This is a genomic window from Bacteroidia bacterium, from assembly GCA_040880525.1.
Lineage (GTDB): Bacteria > Bacteroidota > Bacteroidia > CAILMK01 > JBBDIG01 > JBBDIG01.
In genome coordinates this window covers 49689-67878 of the sequence record JBBDIG010000055.1, presented here as the reverse complement: position 1 = coordinate 67878, position 18190 = coordinate 49689, and the positions used below count along the sequence as shown (strand labels likewise).

The following is an 18190-nucleotide window of genomic DNA, read 5'->3' as shown; positions in this document are numbered from 1 at the left end:
CACAAAGTCACACAATAACGCCCTTACCGGAGTGTTATATGTGATTTTATCACATATATAAACGAGTTGTGCAGCATGCAAAAAAAAATGACATGGAACTATTCACGAATGACATAGAACTCGATTTACAGATTCTCCAGAACGGAGCAATTTCCATGTATCACGACCAGATCATTCTTGACAAGGATTTGAATGAATTGAAAAAGCTCGACTATCAAATAGCTGACTTCAATACATCAACTTGGACACCCACGACAGCCCACCAAGAATTAAAGAATGGACTAGATTTTCCAGCCTACTACGGAGAAAACTTGGACGCACTCAACGACTGTCTCGGTGATTTAAATCCGACAGACCAAAAAGGACTCGTAATAGTATTTCGGCATTTTGACAATATAGCAACAACTGACAAAGAATGGTGTGAAGGACTTCTTGACGTAATCACGGAACAGTCAAGACAATGGCTGCTGACCAACAAGAGACTAATAGGATTAATTCAATCAGACGATCCAGACCTGAGCTTTTCCAAACTTGGTGGACTAAACCCGACTTGGAACGGAGAAGAATGGATTGACGACAAAAGAAGAAAAAATGAAAAAGCACGACCGCACAACACCAAATAAACGCAAGTCGGCTTTAATCCCACTCCGGTTGGGCATTTACGGTGGACAGAGAAACCTTTCGTTTCTTTACAAAACCCCGGACAAAGCCGCCCTGCGTTTATTCAAAACTGTTGTGTAACAGTCTTGAAAACTAACAAATAATTGAATAAAATAAGTGATGATATGACAAATTACATAGACGGATTTGTACTTCCAATTCCACGAATTCACCTGAAAAAATACAAGAGTGTGGCTGAAAAAGTAGCTGAAATTTGGAAAGAATATGGAGCACTTTCATATTTTGAGTATGTCGGAGATGATTTGAAATTGGAAGGTACTCGTTCTTTCATTGATGTAGTGGATTTGAAAGAAGATGAAGTAATAATATTTGGTTGGGTTATTTTCCCTTCCAAAGAGATTCGTGATACAGCAAACATGCAAGTTCCCACTGATTCAAGAATGGCGGAATTAGTTGCCCCGTTAACTGATCCCAAAAGATTAATTTTTGATGCCGAAAGAATGGTTTATGGAGGATTCCAACCGCTTGTTCAGTCCAATACAAGTGAAGTTGGATAGACTACAAATTATAACCGTTTGCTATTTCGAAAAAAAGCCGTTGTACAACATCGGCTATCGCAAATGCGGCTAAAGTGCTAAAATGAAAGTAATTACACAAAATAAACTAACTGCTAATCGGACAAGTAAGTGCCTTGAAATCCCGCACTTGCCATAGCCGAGAAACGTTATAGCTAATGATCGAACAACCTGTCAAACCTCATCTCTTGCGGTGAAAAAAAACCAAACAAACACCGCATTTATGCGGTAAATAATTTGTATATTTACCGCATAAATTGATTTGGAGTAATGGCAAAATACATTTACGAAATTAAAAACTGGACAGACTTTACCTGGCAAGACAAGGCCATAAATTCCGTATTTGGCCAGGTTCGATTGATGCAAGGCAAAATCATTGGACAAATGAACGCCCTGGGCTTTTCAGCCAAAGAAGAGGCCACCCTTACGGCATTAACCTTAGATGTAGTAAAATCATCTGAAATAGAAGGCGAGATGCTGAACTACGACCAGGTGCGCTCCTCCATAGCGAGGCGTTTGGGAATTAACATCGCAGGACTGGTGGCGAGCAGCCGACATATAGAAGGCGTGGTAGAAATGATGCTTGATGCCACACAACGCCACACCTTGCCGCTGACCGAAAAACGATTGTTTGGTTGGCACGCAGCACTTTTCCCAACAGGCTACAGCGGCCTTAACAAAATAGAAGTGGGACGATACCGAACTGGGGAAATGCAAGTTATTTCCGGTGCAATGGGCAAAGAAAAGGTGCATTACGAAGCTGTAAATCCCAAATGCGTAAAAGCGGAAATGGACAAGTTTTTAGATTGGTTCAACAACGACAAAACGCTGGACCCGGTGCTGAAGGCTGCCATAGCTCACTTTTGGTTTATCATCATTCACCCCTTTGATGACGGCAACGGTAGAATAGCGCGAGCTATAACCGATATGTTGCTTGCCCGTGCTGAAGGCAGCGGTGAACGATTTTACAGTATGTCGAGCCAAATATTAGCCGAACGCAAACGCTATTACGAAATATTGCAAAAAGTACAACACAGCACAGGAGACATTACAGAATGGCTCGACTGGTTTTTGCATTGCCTCAAAAATGCGATGCTCGCCACCGAAAACACCACACAAAAAATATTGCGGAAAGCTGAGTTTTGGAAACTACACGAACATACCCCCATTAACGAACGCCAACGCCTAATACTCAACAAACTCTTAGACGGTTTTGAAGGAAAATTACAAACCTCAAAATGGGCTAAAATCACCAAAACCTCTACTGATACCGCCTTACGAGATATAAAAGACTTGGTGGAAAAAGGTATCTTACAACAAACAGACGAAGGAGGGCGAAACGGCAATTATGAATTAACAGACTTTAAATTGGAATAACCACTGGACATAACATTGTATGAGCGTGACGCGTGCCCCATGCTGCTGCGATTTTAAAAGGAATAATATAAATGACAATAGAAGCTCATGCAGTGAAACCCGTACTTTTCTTCGGCACCCTATAAACTCCCTGCGATAGAATTCTTTAACTTACAGCCGGAAATTTCGATACCTTTATTGAACGCTTAAACCTACTACCATGAACAGCATTAGAAACGCCAGTTTGGTTTTGACTCTTTTGGTCATGCTTTCAGGATGCATGACAATGAAAGTGGTCGCCAACTATGACACCGACAATATTGTGCCCTCTGAGAAAACGCGTGTGATTTACCTTTGGGGAATACTGCAGCCCAACGATATTCCGGCCGGATGCGAATCGAAATCTATATGTATGGTGCAGGTAAAAACCAATATCGGCTACATCATGGTCTCAGCAATAACCGTAGGTATTGTAGTGCCACAAAAAGTAGTTTGGGATTGTTGCCCATCTCAGGTTGATGAAGAACATTTGGATTGACAAAAAAACAAGCCATGAACTTACCCCTTGGAATCAAACCTCTTGATATCACGAGCTTTACAAACGCCCACGGAAATTTCACCCAGGCACTCAAGCCCGGAGCATCCTTTGACCTCACGGTTTCTGATCCCGGATTTGAACGGCAATACCCCTCGTTTAAGGACAAGTATAACCAGACCACAGAAAATTTCCAATGGCTCATCCAGCACGCTATTGACAACAACCTCCGCCTTCGACCCATGGGAAGTGGCTGGTCGCTGAGCAAAGTAGCCGTTTGCCCGGATGGCATCGTTAATACCAAAAAGCTCCGGCTAAAAGCAAGCCTTGGGTCTTCACAATTGTCGGAGGAATATCTGAATTCTGGCGACCCCTTCAACCTGCTTTTCGCCCAATGTGGCAATTCCATGATTTCCATAAACGAATTGTTGGAACAGGAAAGGAATCCTCCTAAATCGCTCAGGGCATCGGGCGGCAGCAACGGCCAGACCATTGTTGGCGCCCTTTCAACGAATACCCATGGGGCCGCCTTTAAATTTGGCTCCCTTTCGGAATTTGTGCTTGGCATGCACATCGTGACGGGGCCCGACAGGCATGTATGGATCGAACGGGCCTCGCGACCCGTTACTTCCGCAAAATTTCAGGAATGGATAAAAGCTGAAGTCATCCTGGATGACGATATCTTTAATTCTGCCCTTATCAGCTTCGGCAGCTTTGGCTTCATCCACAGCGTGCTGATCGAGGTTGAGCCCAAGTTTCTGCTGGAACAGCAACTCACGCAGATCGCCTATGACGGTAATCTGGAGAAAGCCATCACCGATTACGATTTTTCCGGCCTGGCACATGTCCTCAATTATCCTTTGGCCGTAGCCAATGAAAAGCTTTACCATTTTGAACTTGCCATCAATCCGCACAACTTCGAAAAAAACAACCCTGACAAAGGTGTCTATTTCAGGGTAATGTACAAAGAACCCTATCGTGAAGACTACGAGCGCATTGAACCCCAAACACAAGGTTACACTTATGGTGATGATGTGCTTGGGCTTATTCAAAAAGTATTGGACCAAGTAGAAGTACTTCCGGGCAACATGCTGGACGGTCTGGTTATTCCAAACGCGGTAAATACCTTGTTCAACCTGGCCTATAACCGGCCGGAAAAAGCGATCGGGACGGTGGGCGAAACATTCCGCAATACCATTTTCCGCGGCAAGCTATACAGTGGCGCATTCGCATTTGACCGGAAGGACATGCCCAAAGTCATTGATATTGTCCTGGGCAATAACCGCAATATTCCCTTTGCGGGTGTAATGGCCATGCGTTTTGTGAAAGGCAACAAAGCCACGCTGGGCTTCACCCGCTTTGAAAACAGTTGTGTCCTTGAAATGGATGGTGTTGACGCCAAGGTCAACTACAACTTCTCAGAAAAACTGGTGGATGTCCTTGAAGCACACAACATTTCTTATACCGTCCATTGGGGCAAGAATAACAATGTCCTAAACAAAGAACGGGTGCGCAGAATATACGGGGATGCCGTTGACAAATGGCTGGGGCACCGCAACCAGCTACTTTCGGCCAGCGCACAAGCGGTTTTCAACAATGAGTTCCTGGAACAATGTGGGTTGGACCAGCCAGGGAAAATATTATTGACATAAAGCTATGGCTATAAAAAACAAGACAACAGAAACAGACGTCAACGTTATTGATTTTATAAACTCATTTGTTGACAAAGAAGAAAAGAAACAAGACAGCTTTCGTCTCATTGAACTTATGCGGGAATGGTCAGGCTTTGAACCTAAAATGTGGGGCCCGACAATTATTGGCTTTGGAAGTTATCACTATAAATATGCCAGTGGCCATGAAGGGGATGCACCCCTTATTGGCTTTTCACCTAGAAAGGCTGAGTTCTCTCTATATGTTTCTGCTTCAGGCAACGACAATAAAGAACTACTTGACAAATTGGGCAAATACAAAATGGGCAAAGCTTGCATTTATTTCAAAAAGTTGACTGACCTCAACCTTGACACATTGGAAAAACTTAGTAAAGAGACCATCAAATACATAAATGAAAATCACGAAGGTGCTTGTTGAGGGTAAGAATAAAAAAGCTACGACCCGCTAATTGAGTTGGTTGCCCCAGGAAAGTGCTCCGAAAAGCCGCACATACTTTAGCTGTGAACGTTTTGTGAATTAATGAAAATAAAAATACAGATGAAACGCTCTTCAAAAGCAGAAAAGATTCTTCGTCAGATCAATAGTAAAACTAAGATGGGCGACTTGCGAAAAATCGCGAAGGACATTAAAAAAGATCACGAACTGGCTATGGAGCTTTGGTCGACAGGAGCGTTTTTGCCCAGGTTATTGGCAACCTTAATTATGGACAAGAAACTTCTCTCTAAAGATGTGCTCTATAATCTTGATAAGGATATGCAGACTCACCCTTCTGCTGAGCGAAATAACCTGATGGATTGGTTAATGGCCAATCAGCTCGCTAAAGACAAAGAGAAAATTGCATTGATGGAATCGTGGGAAAAGAGTCCTTCTGCGCTTCAAAGGAGAACATTTTGGTATTATCAGGCGCGATTGAGATGGACCGGACAAACACCGCCTGATAATACGGCAGCCCTGCTATCTGCAATAGAAGCTAATATTACGCAGGAAGAACCGGAAGTTCAATGGGCCATGAATTTCACCGCAGGCTGGATAGGCGTTTACGATGAAAAGAATCGTAAACGCTGTATTAAACTTGGTGAGAAAGTGGGTCTCTACAAAGGTGAAAAGGTAGCAAAAGGATGTACGCCCAACTATTTACCGGAATTTATTGCGATTGAAGTTGAGAAACGAAAATAAGTAAGCAGGTTATTTAATTCTGAATAAATTACGGATCCGGCATTTTGCCTCACGAATAAAAATACCCCTGGACAATCGGGAGCACTAATAGGATTTTACCTACTTTTGGCAGCGAAAGCTAGGAGGAATGCCAGGTACAGGTAAAGTGGAAATAAACGCAATTGCGTTAGCCAATAGTTGTGCTAGGTTATGCAATCCGACACAGTAACAACCAAAACGAGAAGGATTGATATTATTGAATATTTTTGAGACTACATTACCTCTGGCCAATCCAGTATTAAAATTCCTTTTGATATTGGTGATTATTCTGTTTGCCCCAATTATCCTAAACAAAATTAAAATCCCTCACCTTCTCGGACTCATCATAGCAGGTGCAGTAATTGGCCCAAATGGATTTAACCTTATTGTAAGGGACAGCAGTATCATACTCTCAGGGACCGCAGGGCTTTTATATATAATGTTCCTTGCAGGTCTGGAAATTGACCTGGCCGACTTCAAGAAGAACAGTAAAAAAAGTTTGGTTTTTGGTTTATATACTTTTATCATACCCATGACTTTAGGAATATTATCAGGGCTTTATATATTAGATTTTTCAATGCCAACCTCCATTCTATTGGCGAGTATGTTCGCCTCTCATACATTAATAGCATATCCGCTGATCAGCAAGTTAGGCGTAGCAAAAAATAAAGCTGTAAATATCACAGTTGGGGGAACTATGATTACCGACACATTAGCCCTTTTGGTTCTTGCCGTAATTGTAGGAATGACCACGGGTGAAGTCAATACTGAATTTTGGATAAGGTTGTCCATATCCATCCTCGTTTTCGGACTTATTGTAATGCTGCTTTTCCCAATTATCGGGCGTTGGTTTTTAAAGCGGTTTGATGACAATGTTTCTCAATACATTTTCGTATTAGTAATGGTTTTTCTTGGAGCTGTCCTTGCCGAAATGGCAGGAATTGAAGCAATTATTGGAGCTTTCCTGGCGGGATTAGCACTTAACAGACTGATACCGCAAACTTCCCCCTTAATGAATAGAATTGAATTTGTTGGGAACGCCATCTTTATTCCTTTCTTTCTTATCGGTGTAGGGATGCTGATAGATTATCGCGCATTTTTCAAGGACATGGAAACCATTAAAGTCGCATCCGTAATGATTGTGGTGGCTACAACTGCCAAGTTCCTGGCTGCCTGGATAACTCAAAAAACCTATAAATTTTCGGTTGACGAGCGGAGATTGATTTTTGGGCTAAGTAACGCACAGGCAGCCGCTACGCTGGCAGCCGTTTTAGTTGGTTATAATATCATCATTGGAGAAACCGAAACAGGAGCGCCAATCCGGTTGCTAAGTGAGAGCATTTTAAACGGAACTATTCTGATGATTCTCTTCACTTGCACCATTGCTTCGTTTGTTGCTCAAAAAGGTGCTCAAAATATTGCATTATCCGAAGCAGGTGACACTACATCTGATGAAGATGAAAATCAAGAGAAAATCCTCATCCCTATTAGTAATATTGAGACGACAGACGAATTAATAAATTTAGGCGTAACGATCAAATCAAAGAAAAATAAAGACGGACTCTATGCCCTGTGTATCGTTGATAATAGTACAGTGGACGTTTCGGCTGACAAACGAGCCAAAAAAATATTAAACAAAGCAGCAGTAACCGCGTCAGCAACTGACAATTTGGTACACGAATTACTTCGCTATGACTTGAATATTGTAAATGGAATTACAAGTGTAGTTAAGGAGAACAAAATATCTGACTTGATTTTGGGGCTTCACATCAAGAAAGGTATATCGGACAGCTTTTTAGGTAACTTAACCGAAGGTATCCTGACAAAATGCAACACCACAACCCTAATTTATAAACCTGCCCAACCTTTCGCAACGGTCAAAAGACACATAATAATTGTTCCGGAGAATGCAGAAAAAGAAATTGGGTTTCCCTTTTGGTTAATTAAGGTTTGGAACATAGCAAGGAATTCAGGCGCAAAACTTCGGTTTTATGCCAACAACGAAACTTTGAAATTCATTCAGGAAATTCAATCCAAACACCCGATAGAATGTGATTTTGAAGAATTCAACGATTGGGACGACTTCTTAATATTGGCAAGAGATTTTAGCAAAGACGACAATTTAATAATTGTCCTAAGTAGAAAAGACAAGCCTTCCTACCACAGTAATATGGCTAAAATACCTTCGTATCTTAATAAATATTTCAAAGACACGAGTTATATTTTGATATACCCAATGCAGGCAGGTGTAACGGACACCTCACAAATCGACTTGATAAATCCGACATTTATTGAACCGCTGGAAAAACTTGACGAAATTGGAAAAACGATTGCGAAAATATTCAAAAGAAAATAAACCCCGGACACTCAGTCGGGTAGAGGGCAGGTGAGCCATTAAGCCCACTGTAGCGCCTGTTATACTACTGTAGGGAAACAGTAAGATAAACTCTTGTACACACTTCCTTTCTGCCGGATTTGCTTCTATGTCCATTTGCATTAAGTTTATTTAAGGTGAAAAGGTAGCAAAAGGATCTACGCCCAACTATTTGCCGGAGTTCATTACGATTGAAGTTGAGAAACAAAAAAATAAGCAGGTTATTTAACAGAACATCGGCTATAGCTAAAGCAGGCTGAATCGCTAAATAAAGGTATTACAACTATTAAATTTGACGGTGCCAAAAATCCACCAGGCTGCCTTTACTTCCTCTTATCCCGCAATACCAGGTAAAAGAAATATCCGGTGATGGCAGTTACAATTACCTGAACGGTAATCATCATTACTAGTGCTTCTGTGGTCATAGTTTTCGTTTTTCTCGGAGTTGGGAGGCGCGGAACACAAGAATGCAGAGGAAAATAAACAGTGACATCATTAGGAACCGGCTCATGTCCACATAAAAAATATTGTTTATAAATGTGCCCTCAGCTATCGGGGTACCTACTTCCAGTAGCTGTCCTTCTCGTATCAGCATTGTTTTCTTTTCTCCAAAGCTGTAAGTTTTCAGGATGGGCGAACCTGCCGCCTGGCTTGCGGAGATGACAACTTCGTTTTCAGTGACAATGATGGCGATCCCGGCCACTTCCGATTCGAAATGATCGCTAAAGTAGGCGCGGTTGGCTGTTACGCCTTTATGCATAATCCTGCCTATTATGCTTCCCTCATCCAGTTCATATCCCTCGTTCCAGGCTTTGCCCCAGTCATTCCCTGCGGGTGTGGCCAGTGAAAAGGCAAATATAATAAGCAGCAACAGCGGGGTGATGGTGGTCATAATAGCCTTATAAGCCCTGGGAATAATAATATCTGCACCTTCATTTAATTCCCGCCAGCTATTGTTTATGCCAAATATCCAGGAAAAAATGATGGTTTCGGCCAGGGCAAATACCACGAGCGATACGGTGCCGGCCCAATAATCATATTCGCCAAAAACCCCTTCGTTGTAAAAAAATATGCAAGGCAGGCCCATTGCCAGGGTGAGGAATCCAAAGGAGATCGCGGAGCGGTTGTTTGTCCACTTAAATTCATCGCGCATAAAACCCATCCAGGGCGTGCCCATAGCGAGGGAAGAAGTAATGCCTGCGAAAAAGAGCAACCCGAACCAAAAGACGCCAGCCAGCGTACCGAAGAGGTCGCCCCATTGCATAAATAGAAAGGGCATAGTCTGGAAGGCCATTGCAAACCCAGCATTTTCCTGCACCCACTGCAATCCCAAATACCCGGCAGCAATGGGTATTACAATGGATGCGCCCAATACAACCTCCACAAAGCCATTCATCCACCCGGCCGACATGGCATTGAGGGCAATATCATCCTTGCTGCGCACATAGGCGGCATAACACTGGATTGTGCCCATCCCAACGGAGAGGGTGAAAAAGATTTGCCCTGCCGCTGCCAGCCACACCTTCGGATCTGCCAGGCTGGAAAACTGCGGCTCCCAGAGGAAGTTGAGGCCCAGGGCAGCGTTGCAGTCGGTGCAGCCGGCCGGAGCACCTGAGTCGCCCAGTGTAATTCCACGGATGGCCAGTATTATCCCAAAAAGGATCAGCAGCGGCATACCTATCATTGCGGCTTTTTCAACGCCTTTTTGCAGTCCCCGTGAGAGAATGTAAATGTTTAATGAGAGGCAAATAATATAGAAGATCACAGCTTCATACGGAATGCCGGTGGTGGAGTTGGAAACGTCTATATAGTTGTCAAAGAATGCGGCCACCTGCCCCTGGGTCATTCCATCAAAAGTCTGCACCAGGCTGTGGTATACATAGCTCATCGTCCAGCTTTCGATGTAGCAATAATATGAAGCTACAGCTATGTTGGTAAAGATTCCAAATACCCCAAAGTACTTCCAGAACTTTCGCTTGGTCATTTCGTCCAGGATAAAGGGCGTGGAATGATTGCCGAATTTGCCGCCATAACGTCCCATCGTCCATTCAATCCACAGCAGCGGAATGCCCATAAGCAGGAAACAGACGAGGTAGGGAATAATAAAGGCGCCTCCGCCATTCTCAACGGCCTGCACCGGGAAACGGAGAAAGTTTCCCAGGCCTACGGCATTGCCCGCCATTGCCAGTATTAAACCTATGCGTGTACCCCAGCTTTCGGGCTTTGGCAGTGATGAAGATTGCTTTTTATTACCCATAGTCCATAAAAGATGATACAGTTCTGTGGATGTCAAAATTAAGTGGGGTTTTGCCTCGGTGTACCACCGGTCAAAAATATATTATTGAGCTGCTTCTGGCTTCTCCATTTGCGTATTTCCCATAGCTGCTTTAAAACTACTTTCCACCCATCCGGGTGCTATTCCATTGGAGGTTGAACTTGCTTCTAAACACTGGAAAGAACTTGCAGCGGGGCGTTTCTACAGGTTCGAACCAGATTGGGGAAATGCTGGTCCGGGTAATGCCAGGAATCTTGTTCACATCAGCAAAAATTTTCATGGGTTCAAATTTGGTAGGGAATGCGGATATTTGACGGAGAGAAAAACAGGAAAAAGCGTACATATATTCTAGTTGTAGCATATTTAAATGAACCCAAAACCACTATTTTGGATAACATTTTTCGGGCTGATTCCTGTCTTAATAATGGGATTTTGGTTCGGAAGACAGATTAAGAAGAAAGATAAGTTAAGAGAATAAAAAACCTACGCCCAATAGTCATAAAACAGCAATCTCGATATGGACAAGATAATAATTCGGACAGTGATTCTTAACTGCTCAGTTCACAAAGCATTCGAAATGATTACTGAGAATAAACATTTGGAAAGGTGGTTAACCAATAAGGCAGATGTGGAACCTGAAGTGGGTGGGAAATATGAATTGTTTTGGGTTCCGGACGACCGGGAAAATAATAGCACAATCGGGTGCAAAGTACTGGCAATTGATACTCCAAACTATTTGAACTTTGAATGGAGAGGGCCGGTGCAGTATAAGCATTTCATGAACGACATTCGGCCCTTGACAAATGTGACAGTGATATTTACTGCACAAGGTAACGAGACAAAAGTGACCTTAATTCATACTGGATGGCGAAACACAGATGACTGGGAACAGGCAAGACAATATTTTATCCATGCCTGGCAAGGAGCATTTGACAAACTTGAAAAGTATGTAAATAGAGAATAAAGTAGCGGCCCCATAACAGACAAATAACCTATAGCGATTAAAGTGGTAATTTCCGCTTTTTAGTTTTTAAGTAAGTTTGTTGCCGGTTACTAGTATCCGGCAAAAAAGACTTCATGATGTTCCGAATGCGGCAGAGAATATGGATATTTGAGGGTAGGTTAAAAACAGGAAAAATAGTATCTATAAACAAGTTTGGCGTCATTGAAAAACAGACAAAATGGAGCAAACTGCAATCATAAAAGAACTCTCAGGGAATAGAGGCGTATTTAAAGAACTGCTAACAGGATTGACAATAGAAGAATATTTGTGGAAAATCAAACCTGAAAAATGGTGTCTGCTTGAAATCATTTGCCACCTCTATGACGAAGAACGTGAAGACTTTCGGGCAAGAGTAAAACACGTTCTTGAAACCCCGACAGAATTATTACCATCTATTGATCCGCCCGGCTGGGTGAATGAACGGGAATATTTACAACAGTCCTTTAAAGATATACTGAAAAGGTTTTTGAAAGAACGAGAACAGTCCGTTGAATGGCTACAATCACTCCAATCTCCAAAATGGGACAATGCCTATAGCCATCCCAAGTTTGGACAGATGACTGCAAAAATGTTTTTATCCAATTGGCTTGCTCACGATTATCTACATATTCGACAGATACTTAAATTAAAATTCGACTACTTACGTCAACATACTGGCGAGAGTCTAACTTATGCCGGAGAATGGTGAGTAAGACGAGCATACATAAAAAACAAAGAATGCCCGTTAACGAACGTTCTCCCACCGGGACGTTTCAACAACTCGTACCTGATTGGGGATAAGGGTAATACCAGGAATCTTGTACACATTAGAAAAATTATTGAATAGGCGGATAAGTGAGTTCTTTTTTTTAACGATTAATAATTCCAACTATGAATGGTAATTCACAAAAGTTTAATAGAGCAGATACCATAGAATTAAACGGCATTCATACCTATTATGAGGTTTATGGTCACGGTAAAGCTCTGTTTCTTTTACATGGCTTTACTCAGTCATTGCAGTCGTGGAAGCAGTTTATCCATGAATATAGCAACGAATATAAGATCTATTTGGTGCACTTGATGGGGCATGGGAGGTCGAGTGCTTTTGTTGAAGAGGTATCTGTAAGGTCAGCAGCACAGAATTTAATGGACCTGATCGAATATTTAGGCTTAGATAATATTAATGCAATTGGTTACAGTTATGGAGGTGAGATCCTTTTCCAATTAGCATTGATAAAACCGGATTTGATTAAATCCATGATAATAGTTGGTTCTTGCGGAACATGGAATGCTGAAGATTTCCCTCAATTCGTTGAATATTTGTCATATGCAAATTTGGAAAATCTGCCGTGGATGCGTGATCAACAAATTAGTGATGATAGAATAAAAAACATTCTCGACCAGGTTCCCAATTACTCTGTTCAATTAAATGAAGCTGACTTAAAGAGCATTAAAACCCTGACTCTTCTGGTAGTGGGCGATAATGATCATGCTACTCCATTGGAATGTATTATCAGGACTAAAGCAAAAATGCCAAATGCGTTTCTATGGGTTGTGCCAAATACCGGACATTGGGTCCATCTTGATGGAAACAAAGATCTATTTATAAAAACTTCAAAAGATTTCTTTAAGGGTAATAATTGGTAAAGCGTGATGAAATTGCCTCTAATAATTATGGTGGGTAAAACCGTAAATCAAAGTTTTCGGCCTTTAAGTAAGTTTGTTCACAGAACAGTAGAGCATTTGGAAAGCCGTCATAAGTCATTTTTTGCTACCCTTTAGGTTTCATGCTACAAAATACTGCAACCATGCGCATTAGTCCTAATAACGGTATTTTTGGAGCAATAAAAAAGAATAAAAATACATAACCTTTCAAACTTGAATACTTAAAATGCTGCTGGAAATTATGAAAGAATAAGGAACCACCACCCTTGATATTTGGTTAGCTTCATATAATTTCACGATAATCTGAATTTAAAGCCCCATGAGAAACTCTTACTTATTTATATTTTTCACAATTTTCATTTTTTCAGCAAACCCAAGCCGGGGTGGCCATGTAGTAGGCACTGAATTCTCCATGCAGCACATTGGCGGAGACACTTTCGAGGTGAGGTTAGCAATTTACCGCGATTGCAATGCCATCAATCTGCCGGACACAGTACCTGCCACAATCCAGGGGTTGAACTCGAACTACCAGGAGGTATTGTACCTATCCATCGTTTCCAACACTGATGTTACTTCCCTCTGCCCCAGCGAACTGTCCCGCTGCCAGAGCAGCAGCTCTTCCTTTCCCTATGGTGTGCAGAAGCAGATCTTTGTAGACACGGTGTTTTTGGGCAACAAGAATTCCTGTAACTTCAGGGTTTACTATGACGGCACCACCCGCAGCATGGGCCTTTCCAGCACATCCTATTATAATGAACTCACAATCAACATCTGCCAGTCGGGATCCAACAGTTCTCCGATTCTGCAAAGCAACGCACTCACTATTTCCTGTACGTCAGAATGTATAGATCATGCCATCAATGCCGTGGATGCAGATGGTGATTCTTTGGTATACTCGCTAACTCCTGTTCTGCGGGATTCAAGCAATTCTATACCCTATTTAACTCCTTACAGCTATGATAAGCCCCTCTATTTCAATGGATTTCCCAACAACAATCTGCCTTTCATTCGGCCCCTCTGCCGCGGTTTTCATATTGATTCTGATTCCGGCCAACTGAGATTCCGGCCCATGCAGTCGCAGGTTGCGTGGATGGCCGTAAAAGTGGAGGAATACCGGCATGGAAATAAAATCGGAGAAGTAACCCGTGACTGGCAAGCCATTATAACCTCCTGCCAATTCACGGATTCTATAACTATTTCTCCGGCCTCTTTGAGCACTCACTACCGCACATGCCCTGGCGATACTTTCGAAATGAAATTCGACATTGCCGGATTTGATACTACGGATTCCAACTCAATAACCTGGGGCCACGGCATTCCAGGCGCCAACGTTAAAATTACAGGAAACAATTCCTCAAAGCAGTTTCATCTTAAATGGGCGCCAACTGCTGCGGATATAGGCACCTCACCTCATTTCTTTTCCGTGGATATTGTTGGAAGAAGGTGTCCAATGCAGGATCATCTGGTCAAGACCTTCAGGATTGATGTGGACTCTGCACCTGCGGCAAATTATACGGCCACTCCTACAGGATGCGGAAATATGACGCTTTCCGGGATAGATGTTACCCTCACTTATGAATGGACTATTGATGGCGATACTTTTCAAATCCATAACAAAAGCCTCAACTTCCCGGCAGCAGGCGACCAGCCTTATACCGTGAGAGCCTTCCGCAACCAATGCAGTCAGACTTTCAGAGACACGGTGACGATTCCGTTCTATGATAACCTGGAAGTGACGGCAGGTCCTGACATTGATGTTTGCCTGGGCGATTCGTTTATGCTTACGGCAACAGTGGTTTCGGGAAATGGCAGTTACAGCTACACCTGGCAACCGGGTTCGGTGTCAGACCGCATATACAGGGGCGTAGCCAGCACCAATCAATTATTTACAGTAGAAGTAGTTGATGCGCAAGGATGTGAAGATACCGATAGCGTATTAGTGAACAGCCTGCAATTACCTTCCCTGGCGATGCATCCGCTTCCTGAGGTTTGCGAGGATGGCGACACGCTTTATCTCTCCAATTACGTCTCGCCTTCCAGCGGAACGTGGAGTGGCCCCGGTGTAGTTGATAACAAACTTGTGATATCACAGGCAAACGATGGGGATTATCTAACCTATACTTTTACCAACAGCCAAGGATGTACTTCCGAAGATTCGGTTGAAATTACTGTTAATCCGCTGCCTTCTGTCATTGCAGGAATGGATTCATTGCTATGCATTAAAAATCCTTCATTCTTGCTCCGGGGAAACCCCTCAGGTGGCGAATGGACGGGTAATGGAGTTTCACCCCAGGGATTGAGCTATATCTTCGATCCGCTGGCAGCAGGGGTAGACCGGCATGAGTTAATCTATTCCTATACATCAGCAGATAATTGTCAATCAAGTGATACGGTCCTCATGACTGTGGATTCGCTCACACCGGTCAATGCAGGGCCGGATAAGAATTGGTGCATCAACAGAAGTGTGCAGACGCTGCAGGGCCAACCCGCAGGAGGAACATGGAAAGGGCCGGGCGTCACCGGAAACACATTCGATCCCGCATCAGCAGGCGTGGGAACGCATTACCTGGTCTATGATTACTCCGGCATACAGGACTGCGCAAACAGTGACACGATGAAAGTAACCGTGTTGCCTCCACCAGCAGTGAATCTGCCGGCTGATACTTCCTTTTGCACTGATCGTCCCGTACAAATTCCCCTGATTGGAATGCCCTCAGGCGGACAATGGTCAGGGCCGGGAGTGCAGGGCAATGTCTTTATGTCAGATGTTGCAGGCAATGGAACTCACCACCTCATCTACAGCTATGCGGATGCTAATAACTGCGCGAACCAGGATACCATGCGTATTGAAGTGAAGCCACGCCCGCAGGTGCATATCACTCAGGCACCCGGATCCGCGCAATTCCAGGTGCAGTTTACGCTCAACTCACCGGATTCGCTGACATGGGTAAATTGGGATTTTGGTGACGGCACCTACGGCAATGACCGGAATCCGCTGCACACCTATCCGCCAGTCACCGACACGTACACAGTGCAAGTATTGGCAACCGGCCTCAACGGCTGCACAAACGGAGACACCGTACAGGTGAAAATTATCATTACCTCAATTGAAGAAACGCCCTGGCTGAAGCAGGTGAAAGTATATCCTAATCCCGCCACAACGCACTTGCTGGTAGAATCACCGCATGATGAATTGCAGCGCCTCACCCTGAGAGATGCACAGGGACGGGAAGTTCAGACAGCTTCAGATATTCCTGTGCTTTTCAGTTTTGACCTGGAAAATATTTCCCCCGGCCTGTATATTTTGGAACTAATAAATGCTGATAATGAAAGGGCACAACTAAAAATTGTGATTGAGAAGAAGTGAAGTATTTATTAGCCAATTAAAATCAATACCCATTTCTGTGACCCTAAACCGAGCGGACTTTTTGGTGAGTTGGAACTTTAAGCACATTGTGAACATTGAAAGAATAAGGGGTTACAACTCGATCAACATAAAAAACGGATTCAAACAATTAGAAATTCGTTAAAGCACTAGAAGATGACCTGAGATCAGGCGAGTGGGACAAGAAATATGGACATTTTCGTTCTGAACCAACTTTTACTTGTGCATTGCGCTTAATAATTTCAAGGTAATAAAAGATAATGAAAATCAATGAACCGCTAACGACAGCTACCCGCAAGCAGGAATTTCAAGCTTCCTTGGACAGCAAAATAGTAACCTTGAAATGCAGCGGAAAGAGTAGATAACACCACGATAATTGATCAATGCAAAACAAAATAAATAAAACATGGCTGAGAAAAAATCAAAACCGGTTGAGATCAAAACGAAGCAAAATTCTGCAAGTGTTGATGATTTTATCCATGCGATTAAGGATGAACAAAAACGCAAAGACAGTTTCACCATCCTTAACTTAATGAAAAAGGCCAGCGGAGAGGAGCCAAAAATGTGGGGAGCTTCACTCATTGGCTTTGGCAAAAAACGGTACAAAAGTCCGAAGACAGGCAGGGAGGTGGATTGGTTTGATATGGGATTTTCGCCTCGTAAAGCAAACTTATCCCTGCATCTTGGCCTTGACATCCAGCGACATGCTGATGCTTTAAAAGGTTTAGGCAAGCACAAAACCGGAGTTGGCTGTCTCTATATAAATAAACTTACAGATGTAGATCTGAAGGTGTTGACAGAAATGATTGAAGAAACGGCAAAGGATAAATAACTTCTTCAAATTGTTGGTACGTAATGTACAATTGTTAGCGCGCGTTCAGCGATAGCGTAGCGCGTGCTCCCACCGGTGATGTGCCTTAGCTGATCAGTCGTTTCAGCTCACCAGGCCCAGCCTATTCTTAGTCTGAGGTCTGGCAGCAGATCAACGGAGTTTTGCCTGATGCGTATTTGTGGTCCGATTCCCAGATCAATAAAGAAATTATCCCCAATTCTTCTTTGAAGGCCGTAAAGCGCAGAGAAAGAAGGACCAGGTGCCAGACCATTCACTCCAAAATTCGCCATTGCAGAAAAGTAGTTGGCTGATAAATTATTTGCTGATTTCCCCAGCCTTATCCTGCGGTTTATATTATAATAATACCGGGGGCCCAAACTTCCGGATAACCAGAAGGTTTTATCGTTGGATCCTTCTCCAAAAGAATAGTATTGATTAAACCCTGCTTCTCCATTTATGGAAAAGCTGCGTGAGAGTTTCCTTTCATAGCCGAAGTAAGAAGATAGCGCAAACATAGTCCTGCCACTGCCTCCACCAAAAGCAAAACTGCCTACCGGTGTCAGTTTCCACAACTGTGTTTTTTCCTCCTTAGCGCGGATGAGGTAGTTGTACTTTTCTGAAAAGCTTGATTTTGCTGCATTGGCCGTGTCAGCTTCCTCCTGTGCAAATAGAAGAGCCGGCAAAAAAGCAATAAGAATAATTAAGCAATTGTTTTTCATGAGTTT

The 18190-nt window shown here is 43.1% G+C and carries 16 protein-coding genes; 13 read left to right on the top strand and 3 right to left on the bottom strand.

What is annotated here, in order from left to right; genetic code table 11:
• The first annotated feature begins 92 nt into the window (after positions 1 to 92).
• From WD077_15295 to WD077_15260, 8 genes are all read left to right on the top strand, one after another.
• Positions 93 to 623, top strand: coding sequence for a barstar family protein (locus WD077_15295; GenBank protein ID MEX0968596.1), 531 nt, complete (start codon positions 93 to 95; stop codon positions 621 to 623).
• Positions 624 to 785: 162 nt separating this feature from the next.
• On the top strand, positions 786 to 1178 hold the full coding sequence (locus WD077_15290; GenBank protein ID MEX0968595.1) for a DUF1428 domain-containing protein: 393 nt from the start codon (positions 786 to 788) through the stop codon (positions 1176 to 1178).
• A gap of 288 nt (positions 1179 to 1466) precedes the next feature.
• Positions 1467 to 2573 (top strand): Fic family protein, encoded by a 1107-nt coding sequence (locus WD077_15285; GenBank protein ID MEX0968594.1) that lies wholly within the window; start codon positions 1467 to 1469, stop codon positions 2571 to 2573.
• Between the two features lie 199 nt (positions 2574 to 2772).
• The gene (locus tag WD077_15280; protein MEX0968593.1) at positions 2773 to 3090 is read left to right on the top strand and encodes a hypothetical protein; all 318 of its coding nucleotides are present in this window, start codon (positions 2773 to 2775) and stop codon (positions 3088 to 3090) included.
• 14 nt (positions 3091 to 3104) lie between these two features.
• Positions 3105 to 4739 carry an FAD-linked oxidase gene (locus WD077_15275; protein MEX0968592.1) on the top strand — a complete coding sequence of 545 codons (1635 nt, stop codon included), beginning with the start codon at positions 3105 to 3107 and terminating at the stop codon, positions 4737 to 4739.
• 4 nt (positions 4740 to 4743) lie between these two features.
• On the top strand, positions 4744 to 5175 hold the full coding sequence (locus WD077_15270; protein MEX0968591.1) for a DUF1801 domain-containing protein: 432 nt from the start codon (positions 4744 to 4746) through the stop codon (positions 5173 to 5175).
• Between the two features lie 120 nt (positions 5176 to 5295).
• Positions 5296 to 5934 carry a DNA alkylation repair protein gene (locus tag WD077_15265; protein MEX0968590.1) on the top strand — a complete coding sequence of 213 codons (639 nt, stop codon included), beginning with the start codon at positions 5296 to 5298 and terminating at the stop codon, positions 5932 to 5934.
• Positions 5935 to 6160: 226 nt separating this feature from the next.
• The gene (locus tag WD077_15260) at positions 6161 to 8308 is read left to right on the top strand and encodes a cation:proton antiporter (GenBank protein ID MEX0968589.1); all 2148 of its coding nucleotides are present in this window, start codon (positions 6161 to 6163) and stop codon (positions 8306 to 8308) included.
• A gap of 439 nt (positions 8309 to 8747) precedes the next feature.
• On the opposite strand, the gene WD077_15255 is transcribed toward WD077_15260, so the two are convergent.
• Together WD077_15255 and WD077_15250 are read right to left on the bottom strand one after the other, a co-directional pair.
• The gene (locus tag WD077_15255) at positions 8748 to 10583 is read right to left on the bottom strand and encodes a sodium-dependent transporter (GenBank protein ID MEX0968588.1); all 1836 of its coding nucleotides are present in this window, start codon (positions 10581 to 10583) and stop codon (positions 8748 to 8750) included.
• Between the two features lie 136 nt (positions 10584 to 10719).
• Positions 10720 to 10881, bottom strand: coding sequence for a hypothetical protein (locus tag WD077_15250; GenBank protein MEX0968587.1), 162 nt, complete (start codon positions 10879 to 10881; stop codon positions 10720 to 10722).
• Between the two features lie 237 nt (positions 10882 to 11118).
• On the opposite strand from WD077_15250, the gene WD077_15245 reads away from it, so the two are divergent.
• From WD077_15245 to WD077_15225, 5 genes are all read left to right on the top strand, one after another.
• Entirely contained in the window at positions 11119 to 11565 is a 447-nt protein-coding gene (locus tag WD077_15245; GenBank protein MEX0968586.1) for an SRPBCC domain-containing protein, read from the top strand.
• A gap of 217 nt (positions 11566 to 11782) precedes the next feature.
• Positions 11783 to 12292 (top strand): DinB family protein, encoded by a 510-nt coding sequence (locus WD077_15240; protein ID MEX0968585.1) that lies wholly within the window; start codon positions 11783 to 11785, stop codon positions 12290 to 12292.
• 182 nt (positions 12293 to 12474) lie between these two features.
• Complete coding sequence (locus tag WD077_15235) at positions 12475 to 13230, top strand: alpha/beta hydrolase (protein MEX0968584.1); 756 nt, start codon at positions 12475 to 12477, stop codon at positions 13228 to 13230.
• A 337-nt stretch (positions 13231 to 13567) separates the two neighbouring features.
• Positions 13568 to 16615 (top strand): T9SS type A sorting domain-containing protein, encoded by a 3048-nt coding sequence (locus WD077_15230; GenBank protein ID MEX0968583.1) that lies wholly within the window; start codon positions 13568 to 13570, stop codon positions 16613 to 16615.
• Positions 16616 to 17039: 424 nt separating this feature from the next.
• Positions 17040 to 17465 carry a DUF1801 domain-containing protein gene (locus WD077_15225; GenBank protein ID MEX0968582.1) on the top strand — a complete coding sequence of 142 codons (426 nt, stop codon included), beginning with the start codon at positions 17040 to 17042 and terminating at the stop codon, positions 17463 to 17465.
• A gap of 107 nt (positions 17466 to 17572) precedes the next feature.
• On the opposite strand, the gene WD077_15220 is transcribed toward WD077_15225, so the two are convergent.
• A complete protein-coding gene (locus WD077_15220; protein MEX0968581.1) occupies positions 17573 to 18184 on the bottom strand; it encodes a hypothetical protein in 612 nt (203 codons plus the stop codon).
• Positions 18185 to 18190: the final 6 nt, after the last annotated feature.